Raw genomic sequence first — 16526 nt, 5'->3', positions numbered from 1 at the left:
CTGATTTTATGGTAAAGTCCGATAGGCGGCGCCACCCTGGCGAGGGGCCAGGGCGACACCGTGATCGCGCGCGTTACAGGTGCGCGATTTCCTCCTTTACGCGGAGCTTCTGGCGCTTCAGGTCGGCGATGATCATCTGATCGGGAAGGGGCCGTTGCGACTCGACGTTGATCCTGCGATCGAGAGTCGCGTGCTTGGCCTCGAGTGCCGAGAGATGCGCGTTCTGCATGGAAGCAATCCTCCTGCTCAGGGTTGGGGGACCAAGGAGTAAATCACGATTCGCGGCGCTTGTCGCCCCTTGCGAATCACGGCATCGACGGGGCAACGGCGATCTGCGGCAGGCCGATCCGGGCCGGGCGCAAACGGGCGAGGCCGAGGGGACGAGTGGCGCGATGGACGAGACCGAGATTCTGCGCCGCCTCGAGCTGCTTCGCGTCGAGCATCGCGATCTCGACGCCGCGATCGCCGCGCTGGCGAGCGGCAATGCGCCGGACCAGCTGCAGATCGCGCGGCTCAAGAAACGCAAGCTGCGGCTGCGCGACGAGATCGCCTCGCTCGAGGACCGGCTGATCCCCGACATCATCGCCTGAGCGCGGTTATCCACGGCGCATCGCTTTGGGACATGGGGTTGCGCAGATTGGCTATTCCGCTCCCGGAAGGTTTCTGTCAGCGTCGATGATTATGACGGGGGACAAGGCTACCGCGCAGATTCATCAGCGTCTGATCGACTCGCTTTACACCGAGGCGATGCTGCTCGCGGATGAAGCGCGCGCCTATTTCGACGAGATGGGACGGGACGAGCGCGACACGCTCGATGCGATGACGCGCGTCGTGTTCTCGTGCGAGTCGCTCAAGGTGACGACGCGGCTGATGCACGTCATCGCCTGGTTGCTGACTCAGCGCGCGGTGAATGCCGGGGAGATCGCGCTCGGCGACGCGCTCGATCCGTCGCGACGGCTGGGCACGGCGCCCGAGACCGACCGCGCGTCGTTCGACGCGATGCCGCTGGCCGCGCAGGGGCTGATCGCCGCGAGCCAGGACCTGTATCGCCGCGTGGCGCGGATCGACTCGACTCACGATCACGATGCGCCCGTGCCGGTCAGCCCTGCGCGGCGGATGCTCGACCGGTTAAGTCACGCCTTCTAGCGCGGCGCCGGCCCAGCCGCCGTGCGGCAACGCCTCGATCCGCGCGCGCGCCGCGCGATATTCGCGATCGAGCCGATCGACATATTCGGCGACCGGGGTGACCGCGTGGACCGCGCCGATACCCTGGCCCGAGCCCCAGATGTCGCGCCACGCCTTGGCCTTCGAATTTCCGCCCGAGCCGAAGTTCATCTTGCTCGGGTCGCTCTCGGGCAGATTGTCGGGATCGAGGCCAGCGCCGGCGATCGAGGCGCGCAGATAGTTGCCGTGAATGCCGGTGAAGAGATTGGTGTAGACGATGTCCGAGGCGGAGCCCTCGACGATTCCGTTCTTGTAGGCCTCGCCGGCATTGGCTTCCGCGGTCGCGATGAACGGCGAGCCGATATAGGCGAGGTCGGCACCCATCGCCTGCGCGGCGAGGACCGCGCCGCCATTGGCGATCGCGCCGGAGAGGATGACCGGCCCGTCGAACCAGCTGCGCGTCTCCTGCACGAAGGCGAACGGGCTGAGCTGGCCGGCATGGCCGCCGGCGCCGGTGCAGACCAGGATCAGGCCGTCGGCGCCCTTTTCCACCGCCTTGTGCGCGAAGCGTTCGTTGATCACGTCGTGCAGCGTGATGCCGCCCCAGCCATGGACGGCCTGGTTGACCGCCTCCTGCGCGCCCAGCGAGGTGATGACGATCGGCACGTGCCATTTGGCGCAGGTGACGAGATCCGCCTCGAGCCGGTCGTTCGAGCGGTGGACGATCTGATTGACGGCGAAGGGCGCGGCGGGCCGGCCGGGATTGTCGCGGTTCCACGCCGCGAGCTCCTCGGTGATCTGGTGCAGCCATTCGTCGAGCTGGCTCTGCGGGCGCGCGTTGAGCGCCGGGAAGGAGCCGATGATGCCCGCCTTGCACTGGGCGATGACCAGCTCGGGGCCAGACACGATGAACAGCGGCGAGCCGATGATGGGCAGACGCAGGCGATCGAAGAGAGCGGGAAGAGCCATTTGCGTTTCATACCCGAACTGATTTTCCTGTCCAGCGCCACACCGACGCCGGGCCAAGAAGGCCATACCCGATCTTTGAAGATCGCCTAGTCGAGGCGGGTGAGACCGGCGCGGAAACGGCGCTGGCGATCGGCATAGCTCTGCGCGGAGAGGAGCAGGCCGGCGCGGGTAGTGGCATCGATCTCGCGCACCGCACGCGCGGGGCTGCCGACGATCAGGCTGCCCGGGGGAAACACCTTGCCCTCGGTGATCAGCGCGCCGGCGCCGATCAGGCAATCATCGCCGATCTGCGCGCGGTTGAGGATGATCGCGCCCATGCCGACGAGCACGCGGTCGCCGAGCGCGCAGCCATGGAGAATCGCGTGGTGGCCGATCGTGCAGTCCGCGCCGATGGTGAGCGGCGCGCCGGGATCCGAATGCAGCATCGCGCCGTCCTGGACGTTGCTGCGCGCGCCGACGAGGATCGGCGTGTTGTCGGCACGGATCACCGCGCCGAACCACAGGCTCGCCCCCGCCTCGAGCCGCGCATCGCCGATCACGTCGGCGCTCGGCGCGACCCAGGCATCGGCGTGGATGGATGGTTCGATGCCCTCGAATGCGTAGATCGCCATCGTCCGCTCCCGTCCCGGCGTAATTTGGTCGCAGGCGGAACGTCCCGCCGTTTCAACCGTATATCCGCATGACTCGGTACTGCCGAGCCGGATTGCGGGAGACGACGGATGATCAACCTCATCGTGCTTCTTATCGTGGGCGGCGTGCTCGGCTGGCTGGCCAGCATCGTCATGCGCACGGATGCCCAGCAGGGCATTTTCCTCAACATCGTGGTCGGGATCGTCGGCGCGCTGCTGGCGGGCCTGCTCATCACGCCGATGATCGGCGGCGGAACGATCACCGAAGGTTCGTTCAGCGTGACATCACTACTGATCTCGTTCCTGGGTGCAGTCGTGCTGCTGGCGATCGTCAACCTGGTGCGCCGCGGCTCGGTGCGCTGAGCCGGACAACCTACCCAAGCAACTGGGCGGCTTCGGCCGCCCGATTTTTATGCGTCAGCGAAGCGCGGATTGGGCGAATTCGGGAACGTTGACCCCCAGCGCCAGCGCGAGCGCGACGCCACCGAGCAGCACCGCCAGGGTCGATGACATCGAGAACAGACCCCAGCCGACCGCGGTGACCATCGTCGGGTTCGGACGCGACAGGCGCCGGTTCTGCTCCGCCGAAAGCAGCACGAAGCCGGCCAGCAGGCCGTAGAGGAAGACGGAAAACTCGATCATCTGCACAAACCCACCCGGTACCGCGGGCACGCTTAAGCGCAGTTGGTTAACATATTCAATGTGGCCCCGGCGGTTCGTGCTGCGTCGCAGCGCGGTTTCATCTCGCCCCGTCGAAGTTGAAAGTCGGTTCAGGTTCGCTTGACCCGCAGCGGATCGCGCGACTATCGCCCGTGGCGACAGCACACAGGAGAGAATCGCGGCGATGAAGAAGCTCTATCCCAGTGCCGAGGCCGCGCTCGAGGGCCTGCTTCGCGACGGCATGACGATCTGCGCCGGCGGCTTCGGGCTGTGCGGCATCCCGGAGCGGCTGATCGACGCGATCCAGGCCGCGGGCGTCAGGGACCTGACCATCGCCAGCAACAATGCCGGGATCGACAATGAGGGACTGGGCAAGCTGCTGCGCAGCCGCCAGGTCCGCAAGATGATCTCCTCCTATGTCGGCGAGAACAAGGAGTTCGAGCGGCAATATCTGGCGGGCGAGCTCGAGGTCGAGTTCTGCCCGCAGGGCACGCTGGCCGAGCGCTGCCGCGCGGGCGGAGCGGGGATCCCGGGCTTCTACACCAAGACCGGCGTCGGCACGAAGGTGGCCGAGGGCAAGGAAGTGAAGGTGTTCGACGGCGAGGAGTATATCCTCGAGCGCGGCATCCGCGCCGATCTCGCGATCATCAAGGGGTGGAAGGCCGACGAGGCCGGCAACCTGATCTTCCGCAAGACCGCGCGCAACTTCAACCAGCCGATGGCGACCGCGGCGAACATTTGCGTCGCCGAGGTCGAGGAAGTGGTGCCCGTCGGGACGCTCGATCCCGATGCGGTGCATCTGCCCGGCATCTATGTGAAACGCATGATCGTCGGCGCGCCCTACGACAAGAAGATCGAGTTCCGCACCGTGCGGCCGCGGGCCGAAGGCGCTGGGGCCGCGTGAGCCGGCTGCGCGCCGCAGCCGTGCTGGCGCTGCTGCCGGTGGCGGCAGGCGGCTGCGTCGCGGCGGCGATCCCGATCGCCGCGAGCGGCATGATCGCGCGCGACAAGATCGGGCTCGGCAAGCGCGAACCGAAAAAGCCCGAGGAAGTGCAGCGCGCGCCCGGCGAGCTCAGGACCGCCGAGGCGCGGGCGGCGATGCAGGGCATCGTGGCGAGCCCGGCCGGCCAGCCGCAGCCGGGCATGCTGCCGGCCCCCAACGGTGCGCTGCCGCCGCCGCCTTCCGCGCTGCCTGCGGGGGTGACGGCGACGCCCGGCCTGGGCGGCAATTCCGGGGAAGCCGCGGCTTTCAGCCTCCAGGCCTATCAGGCACTGTGGAACCACCTCTCCATACAAGCCGGCCGCCGTCAGCGCGGCGAGCCGCTGCAGTCGGTCATCCTCGCGCCGGGCACCACGCTCGATGCGCCGCGCTACGCGAGTTGCGAGGGCAAGCCGCTGGCAGTGGTGTTCGACATCGACGAGAGCGCCGAGAAGGCGGCGGACCCCGACGCGCCCTGGCGCCGCTGGAAGGGCGACGGCACCGATCAGGTCGCGGCGACTCCCGGCGCGGTCGAGGGGATCGACGCGGCGCGGCGCGAAGGCATTGCGGTGATCTTCACCAGCCGCCGCGCGCCCGAGAGCGCGCCCGGCGTGACCGCATTGCTCAACCGGCTCGGCTTCGGCGGGTTCCAGGCCGGCCGCACGCTGATCCTGCGCGGCGATGCCGAGGCGTCGAGGGGCGACGAGCAGGTCCGCCAAGTGCTCGCCGCCGGCTATTGCGTGGTCGCGCTGGTCGGCGACTCGCTCAACGACTTCAGCAGCCAGTTCGAGGTCGTCGCCGACGCCGGCAGACGCCAGACCGCGGCGACCGAGACGATGGTCGCGCCGCTCTGGGGTGCGGGCTGGTTCATCCTGCCCAATCCCGTGCGCAGCACCGCTGCGACCCAATCCCAGTGATCCCGACGGAGAGGACCCAAAATGCCCTGGACTCGTGACGAAATGGCCGCCCGCGCCGCCAAGGAACTGCGCGACGGCTTTTACGTGAACCTCGGCATCGGCATCCCGACGCTGGTCGCCAACCACATCCCCGCGGGGGTCGAGGTGACGCTGCAGTCGGAGAACGGCATGCTCGGCATCGGTCCCTTCCCGTACGAGGGCGAGGAGGACCCCGACCTGATCAACGCTGGCAAGCAGACGATCAGCGAGCTGCCGCAATCGGTCTATTTCAGCAGCGCCGACAGCTTCGCGATGATCCGCGGCGGGCATATCGACCTCACCGTGCTGGGTGCGATGGAAGTCGCCGAGAATGGCGACATCGCCAACTGGATGATCCCCGGCAAGATGATCAAGGGCATGGGCGGGGCGATGGACCTCGTCGCCGGGGTCAAGAAGATCATCGTGGTGATGGAGCACAACGCCAAGGACGGCGGCGCGAAGTTCATCCCGGAATGCACCTTGCCGCTGACCGGCAAGAACGTCGTCGACATGATCATCACCGATCTGGCCGTGTTCCAGCGCGCCGACCACAGCTCGCCGTTCCGGCTGATCGAGCTGGCGCCCGGCGTGACCGAGGACGAGGTCGCGGCGAAGACCACCGCCAGCTACGAGGTCGCGCTGGCGGCCGCCTGATCGGGCCGGTCAGGCGCTCGCGATCTCGGATGTGACCCAGTCGCGGAAGGCGGCGATCTTGGGGCTCAACTGACGCGTGACGGGATAAGCGAGCCAGAAGGCGCGTCCGTCGGTCGCGGCATGCGGGTGGACGCGTGCGAGGCGGCCTGCGGCGATGTCTGCCGCGAACAGGATCGGCGAGCCGATCGCGACGCCATGACCGGCGATCGCCGCCGCGATGTCGAGATGCTCGGCCGAGAAGGTCGTGCCGAACCGCTCCGGCGCCGGGCCTGCGGGATGGCCGAGATCGCGATGCCATAGCTCCCACCAGTCGGGACGGCCGAGCAGCGGCACGCGCAGCTGCTGCGCGGGATCGTCGAGGCCCTGAACTCGCTCGACCAGCGCCGGCGCACACAAAGGCGTGAACACGCTCGGGAACAGCGGCACCGCGCGCAGGCCCGGCCACGCGCCATGCCCATTGCGGATCGCGACGTCAAAACCGCCGCCGGCGAGGTCGCGCGGGTCGGGTGACAGGTCGAGCTCGACTCGCAGCTCGGGATGCAGCGCGCGGAAGCGGCCCAGGCGCGGCGCGAGCCATACCGTGCCGAGCGTGGGCAGCGCGGTGACGCGGAGCCGGCTCTGATCGGCATCGATCGCGCGCGCGAAGCCGGCGCGGAGCGCGGTGAAGGCCGACAGTGCGTCGGCGGCAAGCACTTCGCCGGCCGGGGTCAATTGGACGCGCTGGGCATGGCGCCGGAACAGGTCGACCCCGAGCTGCGTCTCGAGCTGGCGGACGTGATAGCTGACTGCGGCCGCGGTGGTCTGCAGCTCTCGGGCCGCCGGTGCGAACCCGCCGAGGCGAGCTGCGGCCTCGAAGGCGCGGATCGCGATCAGCGAGGGAAAGGCAGCCGTCACCGCAAGCCTGACTTGATGTTTCGCTGAGGGACACGGTTCGCACGCAAGGCCATGCGTGCGAAATACCCCAAGTCGGGCTTAGGGTAAGCTGTCATCTTTCGAGTCCCACAGGCGCCGCGAACGCAGCACAAATCACCGGTCTCTTCAGCAGGACGAGTGCTATGCGGATAGTGGGTGCGGTCGATCGGCGCAGCGTGTTGGCGGGATTGGGCGGTTCGGGGCTGGTGCTGGCGGGATTGCCTGGCAGGGCGGTCGCCGGCGCGGCGGACCGGCGGCGCGACTGGGCGTGGCTCGAGGGCAATTGGCAAGTCGAGCATCGCTGGGAATAGGCCTTCTCGGCCGATGGCGGGCAGAGCTGCGAGGTCAACTGGACCTCCGACTTCACGAGGGCAGCGTGATGCGGGCGGATCGACGCGCGCTGATGAAGGGGGCCGCGCTGGCGATCGCGGCGCTGGGAACGCGCGGCGCCAGCGCCCAGGAGATACCGCTGCCCGAGGGCACCGCATCGCGGGGCGATTTCGACTATTTCCTCGGCAGCTGGCGCGTCGAGCATCGTCGGCTGCGCAAGCGTCTGGCGGGGAACGACGACTGGGAGGAATTCGGCGGCCGCACGCAGTGTCAGCAGCTGTTCGGCGGGCTGGTCAACCTCAACGAGAGCATCTCGTATCGCGGCGGGAAGACGTCCTACGGCCTGGGCCTGCGCGCGCTCGACGAGCCCGGCGGGCGCTGGGCGGACTGGTATCTGGCGGCGAGCGACCTCAGCAAGATCGACGCGCCGCTCTATGGCCGTTTCGCGAAGGGCGTCGGCACCTTCTATGCACGCGAGCTGTTCGAGGGGCGGACCGTGCTGGTGCGCGGCCGCTTCTCGCCGGTGAACCCGGACGAGGCGCGGTGGGAGCAGGCCTTCTCGCCCGACGGCGGGGCCAGTTGGGAGACCAACTGGGTGATGCGCTACCTGCGCACCGCGCCCGCCACCGGCGGCTGATTCGTCAGGCCGCCTTGCGCCGCTCCGCCATCTCGTCGTTGAGCATCTCGGCCAGCAGGAAGGCGAGCTCGAGGCTCTGACCGGCGTTGAGCCGCGGGTCGCAATGCGTGTGGTAGCGGTCGGCCAGGTCGTGCTCGCCGATGTCGATCATGCCGCCGGTGCACTCGGTCACGTTCTGGCCGGTCATCTCGGCATGGATGCCGCCGGCATAGGTGCCCTCGGCGCGGTGCACGGCGAAGAAGCCGCGGACCTCGGCGAGGATGCGCTCGAACGGGCGGGTCTTGTAGCCGTTGGCGGCCTTGACGACGTTGCCGTGCATCGGGTCGCAGCTCCACACCACCGGATGCCCCTCGCGCTTCACCGCGCGCACGAGCTTGGGCAGGCCGGCCTCGATCTTGTCATGGCCATAGCGGGTGATCAGCGTGATGCGGCCCGGCGTACGTGCCGGGTTGAGCGTGTCGAGCAGACGAATCAGCGCGTCGGGCTCGAGGCTCGGGCCGCATTTCATGCCGATCGGGTTGCCGATGCCGCGCAGGAACTCGACATGCGCCGAGCCGTCGAACCGCGTGCGGTCGCCGATCCACAGGAAGTGCGCGCTGGTGTCGTACCAGTCGCCGGTCAGCGAATCCTGCCGGGTCAGCGCCTGCTCGTAGGGGAGCAGCAGCGCTTCGTGGCTGGTGTAGAAATCGGTGCCCTTGAGCTGGGGGACGCTGTCGGCGTCGATGCCGCAGGCCTGCATGAAGTCGAGCGCCTCGCCGATGCGGTCGGCGACGTCGGCGAACTTCGCGCTCCACGGGCTCTTGCCCATGAAGTCGAGCGTCCATTTGTGGACCTGGTGCAGGTTCGCATAACCGCCGCTGGCGAAGGCGCGCAGCAGGTTGAGCGTTGCGGCGGACTGGCTGTAGCCCTGGATCATGCGCTGCGGATCGGGGATGCGCGCTTCGGGGGTGAAGGCGATGTCGTTGACGTTGTCGCCGCGATAGCTGGGCAGCTCGACGCCATCGATCGTCTCGGTATCGGCCGAGCGCGGCTTGGCGAACTGTCCAGCCATGCGCCCGAGCTTCACCGTCGGCAGCTTCGACGCGAAGGTCAGCACCACCGCCATCTGCAGGATGACGCGGAAGGTGTCGCGGATGTTGTTGGGATGGAACTCGGCGAAGCTCTCGGCGCAGTCGCCACCCTGGAGCAGGAACGCCTCGCCGCGCGCGACCTTGGCCAGTTCCTGGGTGAGCGCGCGGGCCTCGCCGGCGAAGACCAGCGGCGGGAAGCTGGCGAGCTGAGTCGTCGCCGCGTCGAGCGCGGCGGCATCGGGGTAAATCGGGAGCTGGCGCGCTTCGGCCGACTTCCAGCTGTCAGGAGTCCATCCCATGTCCTGCTCCAGGTTGCGGACATGGACGTACCAGTCCTGATGATGCGCGATGCCATTGGCCGCGATCTGGTTGAGCACCGCCGGCGAGGCGCGCTTGCCATCCTCCTCCCAACCCTGCACGGTCGAACCGGGGGTGTCGAACCAGGCGCCGAAAGCGGCGCGGGAGAGCGATCGTTCCTCGCGGAAGCGGCGGATCTTGGAACCAGCTAAAGTCGTCATGGTCCGGGCGCCTTACCCCCAACGGGTAAATTGGTGCAAGCGCTAAATTCACCCAAGTGGGGTAAATGTGGTTGTACTCGCGCCGTTCCGCGGGATCGAGTAAGGCGAAGTCATGAACGCGCTGGAAGTCCGGGCGGCGGTGAGCGACATGCCGCCATTGCTGCGCGCGGTGGTGATCGAGCGGTTCGCGGCCTCCGACCTGGCCTATCACAATGCGAGTCATATCGCGCACATGCTGGACGGGCTCGACCGCTGGTTCGCGGCGGAGCTGACCGCGCGCGACGAGCGGATACTGCGCTATGCGATCTGGCTGCACGACCTGTTCTACGACGTCGAGGCGTCGGACAATGAACGGCGCAGCGCGGATATCGGTCTGGCATTGCTGCGCTGGCCGGAGGACGAGCTGCGCGAGCTCGAGGCTTGCATCATGGCGACCAAGGGGCATGCCGCCGGCGATCGCCTGCCAGCGCTGCTCGTCGATCTGGACCTGTCCATCCTCGCCGCCGAGCGGGAGGGATATCGTCGCTATGCGCTCGCAATCCGCGACGAATACCGGCGCTATCCCGATGCGACCTATCGCGCAGGGCGGGTGCGCATCCTCGGCGCATTGAAGGAAGCGCCGCTCCTGGCGCGGCTGTCGCGCGCGATGGGCCTTACCGAAACCGCGCTGGAAGCGCAGGCGCGCGCCAATCTGGAATGGGAGATCGCGCGGCTGTCGAGTGCCGCGGCGACGGTCGAGGAGGCGCTGGCGGACGATCACTGAGACGGTGCAACGAGCGGCCTTAATCCTGCCGTTCAGCGTTCCTACATCCGTCGGGTCGGAAGCCGGCGGGTAAAGGAAGGTGCGTGATGATCCGGATGCTGATGCTGGCGATGCTCGCCGCGACCCCCGTGCTGGCGCAGGAAGCCGAGGACGGCAACGAGCCGCCGCAGCGGGTGCGCAGCATCCTGCTCTATGGTGACGAGAAATGTCCCAAGCCCACGAGCGAGGACGAGGTCGTCATCTGCTCGAACGCCGGAGATTCGCCGTTCCGCATCCCCAAGTCGTTGCGCAAGAGCAAGTTCAGGCCCGAGAGCGTGAGCTGGACGCGGCGCGCCGAGCTGATCGACGAGGTCAACCGCCAGACGCTGCCGGGAAGCTGTTCGCCGATCGGCAGCTATGGGCATACCGGCTGCACGATCCAGATGCTTCAGCAATGGCGCGCGGAACGCGCGGAACGAAAGGCCGAGGAAGCGGCGATCCCGGGCGGCGAGGACTAGCGCCTACTGGCCGAAGCCGGGCTCCGACGCGCGTGCGACCGCTTCGCGCGCGGCGGCGAACAGCGCGCCGGCCTTGGCCTCGCACTCGCGCTGCTCATAGGCCGGGTCGCTGTCGGCGACGATGCCCGCGCCGGCGGTGACGTGCATCGTGCCGTCCTTCACGATCGCGGTGCGCAGGACGATGCAGCTGTCCATCGAGCCGTCTGGCGAGAAATAGCCCACGCCGCCGGCATAGGGACCGCGCTGGTCGCGCTCCAGCTCGGCGATGATCTCGCACGCGCGGACCTTGGGTGCGCCGCTCACCGTGCCCGCGGGGAAGCCGGCGAACAGCGCATCGAGCGCATCGGCGTCGGGGCGCAGCCGGCCGACCACGTTCGACACGATGTGCATGACGTGGCTGTAGAATTCGACGGCGTAGCTGTCGGTGACCTTGACCGTCCCCGCCTCCGCGACGCGGCCGGTGTCGTTGCGGCCGAGATCGAGCAGCATGAGGTGCTCGGCACGCTCCTTGGGATCGGCGAGCAGGCTGGCGCGGTTGGCCTCGTCCTCCCCCGCGGTCTTGCCGCGCGGGCGGGTGCCGGCGATCGGGCGGATCGTGACGTCGCCGTCGCGGACGCGGACCAGGATCTCGGGGCTCGATCCGGTCAGCGCGAAGCCGGGCAGATCGAGGAAATAGAGGAAGGGCGAGGGATTCACCCGGCGCAGCGCGCGGTAGAGCTCGATCGGCGGCAACGCGAAGGGCGCGGTGAACCGCTGGGCAAGCACGACCTGGAAGATGTCGCCGGCGGCGATATAGTCCTTCGCGCGCGCGACCATCGCGGCATAGTCGGCGGCGGGGACCGTCGGCTGTGCGGCGATCTCGACCGCGTCAGCCGCCGTCCTGGCCGGGAGCGGCGCCGAGGCGAGGCGCGCGGCGGTCGCGTCGAGGCGTTCGGCCGCGGTCGCCAGCAGCGTTTCGGGATCGCGCGCGGCATCGGGCCAGACCGGCGCGACGACGAACAGCGAATCCGCCAGCCGGTCGAAGATCAGGATCACGGTCGGCCGCACGAAGATCATGTCGGGCAGGCCGAGCGCGTCGTTGGCGGCGCGGGGGAGCTTCTCCACCAGCCCGATCGTCTCATAGCCGAAATAGCCGACGAGGCAGGCGAGCGCGCGGGGCAGCTCCGCCGGCACCTCCATGTGGCAGCTCCGGACGAGCGCGCGGAAGGCATCGAGCGTCGGCTGGCCCGCCGGCCGGAAGGCGGCGCGGTCGGTGAGCCATTGCGCATTGACCTCGGCCGCCTCGCCTTGGGCGCGGAAGACGAGGTCGGGGGCGAGGCCGATCAGGCTGTGGCGGCCGCGCACCGCGCCGCCCTCGACCGACTCGAGCAGGAAATCGCCGCGACCGGGCTCGATCAGCTTGAGCGCCGCCGCCACCGGCGTGTCGGTGTCGGCGAGCTGACGCCGCCAGACCAGCGCCGGACGCCCCTCGGCGAGCGCTGCGCGCGCGGCCTCGAGGCCCTCTATTCCGGGCGCCATCGTGTCAGTTGCCGCTGGGCTGGCCGCCGAGCTGCGCCTTGAGCCGCGCGATCGCCGCCTCGTCGCGCTTGATGCCGACCGCCTTGCGCGCGGCGGCGACGAACTGCTCGAGATATTCGGCGCCGATCATCTGCGACAGGCCGCTGCGGGTCTGCGCAACCAGTGCCTGATTGCCGCGCGCGTCGCCCGGCGTGATCTCGTCGAGCCACACCACCCAGTAACCGCCGCCATTGGGCGCCTCGGTCATCTTGGCCTTCTTCGCGGCCATGCTGAACATCAGGCGGACGGGCGGCGGGATCTGCATGCCCTGCTGCGACAGCTGGCCGCGCACCGCGTCGAGCGGCTGGAGCGGCGGAAGGGCAAGCCCGGTCTTCTTCATCGCGTCGGCGATCGGGGTGCCCTTGCCGATATCGGCGAGGATCGCGGCGGCTGCCTTGCGCGCGGCCTGGAGCTGGCGGTCGCGGACGAAGTCGGTGGCGACCAGCTCGCGGATCTGCGCCAGCGGGCGCGGCGCGGCGGCGACCACGCGCTCGGTCTTGATCAGCGCGAAGCTGCCGTCCTGGCCCACCGGGATAAGCTGGGGATCGTCGCTCGTCTCCATCGCGAAGCCGCCCTGCGCGACCTGCGCCAGCAGCGGATCGGGCGGAGTCGGGTTGGCGCCCTGGCCATCCTGATCGGCACGGCCGTCGCCGAACAGCGCCGGGCTGGTTTCGGCCTTGAGCTTGGCGTCGGCGACCGCTTCGTCGAAGGTGGCGTTGCCGGCGATCGCGCTGTCGATCTGGCCGCGCAGGTTGGCGAGCGCCTCGGCTTCCTTGCGCTTGGTGACCTCGGCCGCGATCTCGCCGCGGACCTGGTCGAGCGACCTGCCGGCGATCTGCTCGATCTTCTCGACCCGCACGATGTGCCAGCCGAGCGGCGAGCGCAGCGGACCGACCACGCCGCCCTGCGCCGCGGCGAAGGCGGCATCGGCGATCTGCGGGCTGCTCGCGCGGGCGAAGCTCGCCTTCTCGGCATTGTCGATGACCGAGGGCTGGAGGCCGGCGCCGGCCGCCGCGGCGGCGAGCGTCGCACCGCCCTTGATCTTCGCGGCGAGCGTGTTGGCGGCGTTCTGGTCGGCGACGATCAGCTGCGCCAGCGTGCGCTTGGTCGATGCGGCGTATTTCGCGGCATTCTGCTTGTAGGCGGCGGCGATCTCCGCCTCGGTCGCCTTGGCGCTCTCGGCGAACTGGTCGGGGCGGACCACGGCGTAGCGGATCACGCGGCGCTCGGGCAGCGTGTAGCGCGCGCGGTTGCGGTTGTAGAAGGCGGCGAGCTCGGCATCGGTCGGCGCGGCGCCCTTGTCGATGGCGGTGATCGGGACGTAGCCGACCGAACCCTTGCGCCGTTCGAGCAGCAGCGACGCATAGGGCATCACCAGCTCCGACGGCACATAGGCCGCGGCGAGCGACGGGGCGGCGACCCACTGGGCGAGCGTGCCCTGGCGGATATCGGCGCGGACCTGATCGGCGGTGACGCCTTGGCGCGCGAGCAGCTGATCGAACGCCTTCTGGTTGAACTGGCCGGTGATCGGGTCGGCGAAGGCGGGGCTGCTGGCGATCTCGCCGTCGATCGCGGCCTTCGACACGGCCATGCCGTGCTCGCTGGCATAGGCTTCGAGCGCGAGGCGGTTGACGATGTCGTCGAGCACCTGGTCGAACCCGCCCATCGCCACGAACTGCGTCATGTCGAGTGTCGGCTGCTGCTGGCGCGCACGCTCGAGCGCGTTCTTGAGCCGCTGCTGCAGCTCCACCGAGGTCACCTTGCGGTCGCCGACCTGGACCAGCGCCCCGTCCGACGGACGGCTGCCGCCAAGGTTGGTGATGTCGCCGAGCGCGAAGGCGACGGCGATCACGATGAGCAGCAGGAGGGCGATGATCTTGCCCGCGGTCGAAAAGAGGACGCGGCGGAGGAAGGTGAGCATGGAGACCCGTTCGATGGGAAAGATGGAACGGTGCTTTAGGGGTGCAACGGTCCGCCATCAAGCTTGAGTGCAATATGCACTGCGCGTAGGGCACTGTCCGAAATTGGACATGAGAGGGGGCGTGATGCGGCGCAAGCTGGTGGCGGGGAACTGGAAGATGCACGGCCTGAAGGCGGCGCTGCCCGAGGTGGCGGCGATCGCGCGGGCCGCGGCGGCGAATCCCGGCGTCGACGTGGCGCTATGCGTGCCGGCGACGCTGATCGCCTCGGCTGCGGGCGTGGCGGGCGGCATGCCGGTCGGGGGGCAGGATTGCCACGCGGCGGAGCAGGGCGCGCATACCGGCTGCATCTCCGCCGCGATGCTGGCCGAGGCGGGGGCGGCGCTGACCATCGTCGGCCATAGCGAGCGCCGCGCCGACCAGGGCGAGACCGACGCCGACGTCAAGGGCAAGGCCGAGGCGGCGCACCGGCACGGGCTGCGCGCGATCCTGTGCGTCGGCGAGATGCTGGACCAGCGCGACGCCGGGCAGGCCGAGGCGGTGGTGACCGCGCAGCTTGCGGGCTCGCTGCCCGAGGGCGCGGCGGCCGAGTGGCTGGCGATCGCGTACGAGCCGGTATGGGCGATCGGCACCGGGCGGACGCCGACCGCGGCCGATGTCGCGGCGATGCACGGGGCGATCCGGGCGAAGCTCGGCGAGCTGCTGGGGGCCGAGGCCGCGGCGGCGATGCGGGTGCTGTATGGCGGGTCGGTGAACGGGGCGAACGCCGCTGCGCTGCTCGGCTGCGCGGACGTCGACGGCGCGCTGGTCGGCGGGGCGAGCCTGACCGCCGAGAAGTTCGGGCCGATCGTCGAGGCGGCGGCGGGGCTGTGACGCGGGTGCGCGAGGCGAGCTGCCGCTGCGGGGCGGTGCGCGTGGCGTGCGAGGGCGAGCCGGTGCGCATCTCGGTCTGCCACTGCCTGGCCTGCCAGCAGCGGACCGGCAGCGCGTTCGCCTCACAGGTCCGGTTCCCGGCCGACCGGGTGAGCGTGAGCGGCGAAACGCGAGTGTGGACGCGGACGGCGGACAGCGGCGCGGCGATCGACTATCGCTTCTGTCCCGAATGCGGATCGACCGTGGCCTATGCCGGACGCGAGACGCCCGATGTGGTCGCGGTGCCGATCGGGGCGTTCGCCGATCCGGAGGCGTTCCCGGCGCCCTGGGCGGAGGTGTACGCGCACCGCAAGTTCGGCTGGGTCGAGGTCGCGCTGGGCGAGAAGCCGGACATGCCGCAAAGTTGACGAAGTTGCGCGCAACGCGCTTCATTCTGTCAATTTGGGTCCCTTCGGCGGGGGCGCGTGCCGCTTGGCGAGGATGGCCATGGCGAGGCGCATGTCGGGGCGGCGGATCGCGCCGATCTGAAGGCCCCTATAGTAGCGCGGGACGGTGATGCCGTTCATCGCGCGGTCCATCGCCTGCCCGAAGACGCGATCGTAGCTCAGCTGCAACGCCATGTCCCATGCGGCGGCGAAGCTTTCCGCAGCGGGGCGCTCGCGCAGGGCATAGGCGGACTGGCGGCTCATCCCGACGGCGCAGGCTGCGCGCTGGACGGTGCCCGCAAGCGCGAGCGCGGTGATGAAGTCGCGCTGCCGCCGCGGCGTCCATCCGTCACGGCGATTGGAAGCGCTGGGAACGGGCGTGAAGGCGAGTAGCTCGGCTTCGTCCGTGGCGAGCAGGGTGCGTGAGTCGTCCATCCACCAGCTTATGGGCATGGATGGGGCGTGTAGGAAAGTTGTTTTTGTTCCTGATACGTTCTTTTGTGAGGAAGTTGGTTCACGCGAAGGCGCTAAGGCGCGAAGAAGGAAGGGATTGGGTTCGCGCAGAGACGCGGAGGACGCAGAGATGGTGGCCTCTGCGCGAAGCGCTTGCTCTAGCGCGGCATAGATGCTTGCCGCAGCGGCTGAGGGAAGGGCCGCTGGCGCGGCGGGCGCACCATCTCTGCGTCCTCCGCGTCTCTGCGCGAAAAATCTTCTTTGCGCCTTCGCGCCTTCGCGTGAATCAATTCTTCTAGGAAGGCCGCGGCTGGTCGGTCTCGCGGAGCAGCCAGGCGCGGGCATGGGCCTCGTCCTTGCGCTCGTACACCTCGTAATGGACGCCGGGGATGATCGCGCCCTCGATCCGGCTGGCGGCGCGCACCCACTCAGCGTCCGCCACGATCGCGACGCGATCGATCGCGCGGATCAGGCGGATGAGGAGGGGGAGGTGCTTCAGCTCCTCGGCGATCGCGGAGAGCGCGATCGAGGGCGAGCCGCGGACATCGGCGAGGATGTCGAGCTGCGGCGTGGTGTCGAGGA

The 16526-nt window shown here is 69.1% G+C and carries 22 protein-coding genes; 12 read left to right on the top strand and 10 right to left on the bottom strand.

The features are described 5' to 3' along the window. Positions 1-73: 73 nt before the first annotated feature. Positions 74-229 carry a YdcH family protein gene (locus tag ABDV68_RS07625; RefSeq protein ID WP_343519186.1) on the bottom strand — a complete coding sequence of 52 codons (156 nt, stop codon included), beginning with the start codon at positions 227-229 and terminating at the stop codon, positions 74-76. A gap of 163 nt (positions 230-392) precedes the next feature. On the opposite strand from ABDV68_RS07625, the gene ABDV68_RS07620 reads away from it, so the two are divergent. Both ABDV68_RS07620 and ABDV68_RS07615 read left to right on the top strand, forming a co-directional pair. Beyond that, positions 393-590: a DUF465 domain-containing protein gene (locus tag ABDV68_RS07620; RefSeq protein ID WP_343519185.1), complete on the top strand. Its 198-nt coding sequence runs from the start codon at positions 393-395 to the stop codon at positions 588-590. A 91-nt stretch (positions 591-681) separates the two neighbouring features. Beyond that, positions 682-1146: a DUF1465 family protein gene (locus ABDV68_RS07615; protein WP_343519216.1), complete on the top strand. Its 465-nt coding sequence runs from the start codon at positions 682-684 to the stop codon at positions 1144-1146. On the opposite strand, the gene ABDV68_RS07610 is transcribed toward ABDV68_RS07615, so the two are convergent. Together ABDV68_RS07610 and ABDV68_RS07605 are read right to left on the bottom strand one after the other, a co-directional pair. After that, on the bottom strand, positions 1129-2133 hold the full coding sequence (locus ABDV68_RS07610) for a nitronate monooxygenase family protein (protein WP_343519184.1): 1005 nt from the start codon (positions 2131-2133) through the stop codon (positions 1129-1131). The two genes, ABDV68_RS07615 and ABDV68_RS07610, sit on opposite strands and share 18 nt — an antisense overlap. 86 nt (positions 2134-2219) lie before the next feature. After that, positions 2220-2744, bottom strand: a complete 525-nt coding sequence (locus tag ABDV68_RS07605) for a gamma carbonic anhydrase family protein (protein WP_343519183.1) — start codon at positions 2742-2744, stop codon at positions 2220-2222. Positions 2745-2855: 111 nt separating this feature from the next. Here ABDV68_RS07605 and ABDV68_RS07600 point away from each other — a divergent pair, with 111 nt between their 5' ends. Further along, on the top strand, positions 2856-3125 hold the full coding sequence (locus tag ABDV68_RS07600; RefSeq protein WP_343519215.1) for a GlsB/YeaQ/YmgE family stress response membrane protein: 270 nt from the start codon (positions 2856-2858) through the stop codon (positions 3123-3125). Between the two features lie 54 nt (positions 3126-3179). On the opposite strand, the gene ABDV68_RS07595 is transcribed toward ABDV68_RS07600, so the two are convergent. Continuing rightward, positions 3180-3404, bottom strand: a complete 225-nt coding sequence (locus tag ABDV68_RS07595; RefSeq protein WP_343519213.1) for a hypothetical protein — start codon at positions 3402-3404, stop codon at positions 3180-3182. Between the two features lie 202 nt (positions 3405-3606). Between ABDV68_RS07595 and ABDV68_RS07590 the strand changes: the two genes are divergently transcribed. From ABDV68_RS07590 to ABDV68_RS07580, 3 genes are read left to right on the top strand one after another with little or no spacing between them, the layout of a single operon-like run. Further along, positions 3607-4326 (top strand): CoA transferase subunit A, encoded by a 720-nt coding sequence (locus ABDV68_RS07590; RefSeq protein WP_343519182.1) that lies wholly within the window; start codon positions 3607-3609, stop codon positions 4324-4326. Further along, positions 4323-5318: an HAD family acid phosphatase gene (locus ABDV68_RS07585; RefSeq protein WP_343519181.1), complete on the top strand. Its 996-nt coding sequence runs from the start codon at positions 4323-4325 to the stop codon at positions 5316-5318. The genes ABDV68_RS07590 and ABDV68_RS07585 overlap by 4 nt, the downstream gene beginning before the upstream one ends. Before the next feature lie 21 nt (positions 5319-5339). After that, positions 5340-5990, top strand: coding sequence for a CoA transferase subunit B (locus tag ABDV68_RS07580; protein WP_343519180.1), 651 nt, complete (start codon positions 5340-5342; stop codon positions 5988-5990). 9 nt (positions 5991-5999) lie between these two features. Here the strand turns inward: ABDV68_RS07580 and ABDV68_RS07575 are convergent, their stop codons facing one another. Continuing rightward, positions 6000-6884, bottom strand: coding sequence for a LysR substrate-binding domain-containing protein (locus ABDV68_RS07575; protein WP_343519179.1), 885 nt, complete (start codon positions 6882-6884; stop codon positions 6000-6002). Positions 6885-7045: 161 nt separating this feature from the next. Here ABDV68_RS07575 and ABDV68_RS07570 point away from each other — a divergent pair, with 161 nt between their 5' ends. Together ABDV68_RS07570 and ABDV68_RS07565 are read left to right on the top strand one after the other, a co-directional pair. Then, positions 7046-7213 carry a hypothetical protein gene (locus tag ABDV68_RS07570; protein ID WP_343519178.1) on the top strand — a complete coding sequence of 56 codons (168 nt, stop codon included), beginning with the start codon at positions 7046-7048 and terminating at the stop codon, positions 7211-7213. Between the two features lie 68 nt (positions 7214-7281). Then, the gene (locus tag ABDV68_RS07565) at positions 7282-7869 is read left to right on the top strand and encodes a DUF1579 domain-containing protein (RefSeq protein ID WP_343519177.1); all 588 of its coding nucleotides are present in this window, start codon (positions 7282-7284) and stop codon (positions 7867-7869) included. A gap of 4 nt (positions 7870-7873) precedes the next feature. Here the strand turns inward: ABDV68_RS07565 and ABDV68_RS07560 are convergent, their stop codons facing one another. Further along, positions 7874-9238: a 3-deoxy-7-phosphoheptulonate synthase class II gene (locus tag ABDV68_RS07560; RefSeq protein WP_343519212.1), complete on the bottom strand. Its 1365-nt coding sequence runs from the start codon at positions 9236-9238 to the stop codon at positions 7874-7876. A 331-nt stretch (positions 9239-9569) separates the two neighbouring features. Between ABDV68_RS07560 and ABDV68_RS07555 the strand changes: the two genes are divergently transcribed. Both ABDV68_RS07555 and ABDV68_RS07550 read left to right on the top strand, forming a co-directional pair. Beyond that, positions 9570-10220, top strand: coding sequence for a hypothetical protein (locus tag ABDV68_RS07555; RefSeq protein ID WP_343519176.1), 651 nt, complete (start codon positions 9570-9572; stop codon positions 10218-10220). Between the two features lie 86 nt (positions 10221-10306). Beyond that, positions 10307-10717, top strand: coding sequence for a hypothetical protein (locus ABDV68_RS07550; protein WP_343519174.1), 411 nt, complete (start codon positions 10307-10309; stop codon positions 10715-10717). Positions 10718-10720: 3 nt separating this feature from the next. On the opposite strand, the gene ABDV68_RS07545 is transcribed toward ABDV68_RS07550, so the two are convergent. Further along, on the bottom strand, positions 10721-12235 hold the full coding sequence (locus ABDV68_RS07545) for a chorismate-binding protein (protein WP_343519173.1): 1515 nt from the start codon (positions 12233-12235) through the stop codon (positions 10721-10723). 4 nt (positions 12236-12239) lie between these two features. Continuing rightward, positions 12240-14195 (bottom strand): SurA N-terminal domain-containing protein, encoded by a 1956-nt coding sequence (locus tag ABDV68_RS07540; RefSeq protein ID WP_343519171.1) that lies wholly within the window; start codon positions 14193-14195, stop codon positions 12240-12242. Between the two features lie 121 nt (positions 14196-14316). On the opposite strand from ABDV68_RS07540, the gene tpiA reads away from it, so the two are divergent. Both tpiA and ABDV68_RS07530 read left to right on the top strand, forming a co-directional pair. Beyond that, entirely contained in the window at positions 14317-15066 is a 750-nt protein-coding gene (tpiA, locus tag ABDV68_RS07535; protein ID WP_343519169.1) for a triose-phosphate isomerase, read from the top strand. Beyond that, positions 15063-15473 carry a GFA family protein gene (locus ABDV68_RS07530; RefSeq protein ID WP_343519168.1) on the top strand — a complete coding sequence of 137 codons (411 nt, stop codon included), beginning with the start codon at positions 15063-15065 and terminating at the stop codon, positions 15471-15473. Before tpiA ends, ABDV68_RS07530 begins: the two co-directional genes overlap by 4 nt. A gap of 21 nt (positions 15474-15494) precedes the next feature. Here ABDV68_RS07530 and ABDV68_RS07525 read toward each other — a convergent pair whose 3' ends face one another. Next, positions 15495-15926: a hypothetical protein gene (locus ABDV68_RS07525; protein WP_343519167.1), complete on the bottom strand. Its 432-nt coding sequence runs from the start codon at positions 15924-15926 to the stop codon at positions 15495-15497. 313 nt (positions 15927-16239) lie between these two features. Continuing rightward, on the bottom strand, positions 16240-16526 hold a 287-nt coding region (locus ABDV68_RS07520), incomplete at its 5' end, for an STAS/SEC14 domain-containing protein (protein ID WP_343519166.1).

The organism is Sphingomonas sp., assembly GCF_039595165.1.
Taxonomy (GTDB): domain Bacteria; phylum Pseudomonadota; class Alphaproteobacteria; order Sphingomonadales; family Sphingomonadaceae; genus Sphingomonas.
The sequence above is the reverse complement of the archived record's forward strand: the minus strand, read 5'-3'. Positions and strand labels throughout refer to the sequence as shown.

Excerpts from the sequence above, each read along its gene's own strand:
- ABDV68_RS07625 (WP_343519186.1), bottom strand. The coding sequence starts at position 229 with ATGCAGAACGCGCATCTCTCGGCACTCGAGGCCAAGCACGCGACTCTC.
- ABDV68_RS07620 (WP_343519185.1), top strand. The coding sequence starts at position 393 with ATGGACGAGACCGAGATTCTGCGCCGCCTCGAGCTGCTTCGCGTCGAG.
- ABDV68_RS07615 (WP_343519216.1), top strand. The coding sequence starts at position 682 with ATGACGGGGGACAAGGCTACCGCGCAGATTCATCAGCGTCTGATCGAC.
- ABDV68_RS07610 (WP_343519184.1), bottom strand. The coding sequence starts at position 2,133 with ATGGCTCTTCCCGCTCTCTTCGATCGCCTGCGTCTGCCCATCATCGGC.
- ABDV68_RS07605 (WP_343519183.1), bottom strand. The coding sequence starts at position 2,744 with ATGGCGATCTACGCATTCGAGGGCATCGAACCATCCATCCACGCCGAT.
- ABDV68_RS07595 (WP_343519213.1), bottom strand. The coding sequence starts at position 3,404 with ATGATCGAGTTTTCCGTCTTCCTCTACGGCCTGCTGGCCGGCTTCGTG.
- ABDV68_RS07590 (WP_343519182.1), top strand. The coding sequence starts at position 3,607 with ATGAAGAAGCTCTATCCCAGTGCCGAGGCCGCGCTCGAGGGCCTGCTT.
- ABDV68_RS07580 (WP_343519180.1), top strand. The coding sequence starts at position 5,340 with ATGCCCTGGACTCGTGACGAAATGGCCGCCCGCGCCGCCAAGGAACTG.
- ABDV68_RS07570 (WP_343519178.1), top strand. The coding sequence starts at position 7,046 with ATGCGGATAGTGGGTGCGGTCGATCGGCGCAGCGTGTTGGCGGGATTG.
- ABDV68_RS07565 (WP_343519177.1), top strand. The coding sequence starts at position 7,282 with ATGCGGGCGGATCGACGCGCGCTGATGAAGGGGGCCGCGCTGGCGATC.
- ABDV68_RS07560 (WP_343519212.1), bottom strand. The coding sequence starts at position 9,238 with ATGGGATGGACTCCTGACAGCTGGAAGTCGGCCGAAGCGCGCCAGCTC.
- ABDV68_RS07555 (WP_343519176.1), top strand. The coding sequence starts at position 9,570 with ATGAACGCGCTGGAAGTCCGGGCGGCGGTGAGCGACATGCCGCCATTG.
- ABDV68_RS07550 (WP_343519174.1), top strand. The coding sequence starts at position 10,307 with ATGATCCGGATGCTGATGCTGGCGATGCTCGCCGCGACCCCCGTGCTG.
- ABDV68_RS07545 (WP_343519173.1), bottom strand. The coding sequence starts at position 12,235 with ATGGCGCCCGGAATAGAGGGCCTCGAGGCCGCGCGCGCAGCGCTCGCC.
- ABDV68_RS07540 (WP_343519171.1), bottom strand. The coding sequence starts at position 14,195 with ATGCTCACCTTCCTCCGCCGCGTCCTCTTTTCGACCGCGGGCAAGATC.
- ABDV68_RS07525 (WP_343519167.1), bottom strand. The coding sequence starts at position 15,926 with ATGGACGACTCACGCACCCTGCTCGCCACGGACGAAGCCGAGCTACTC.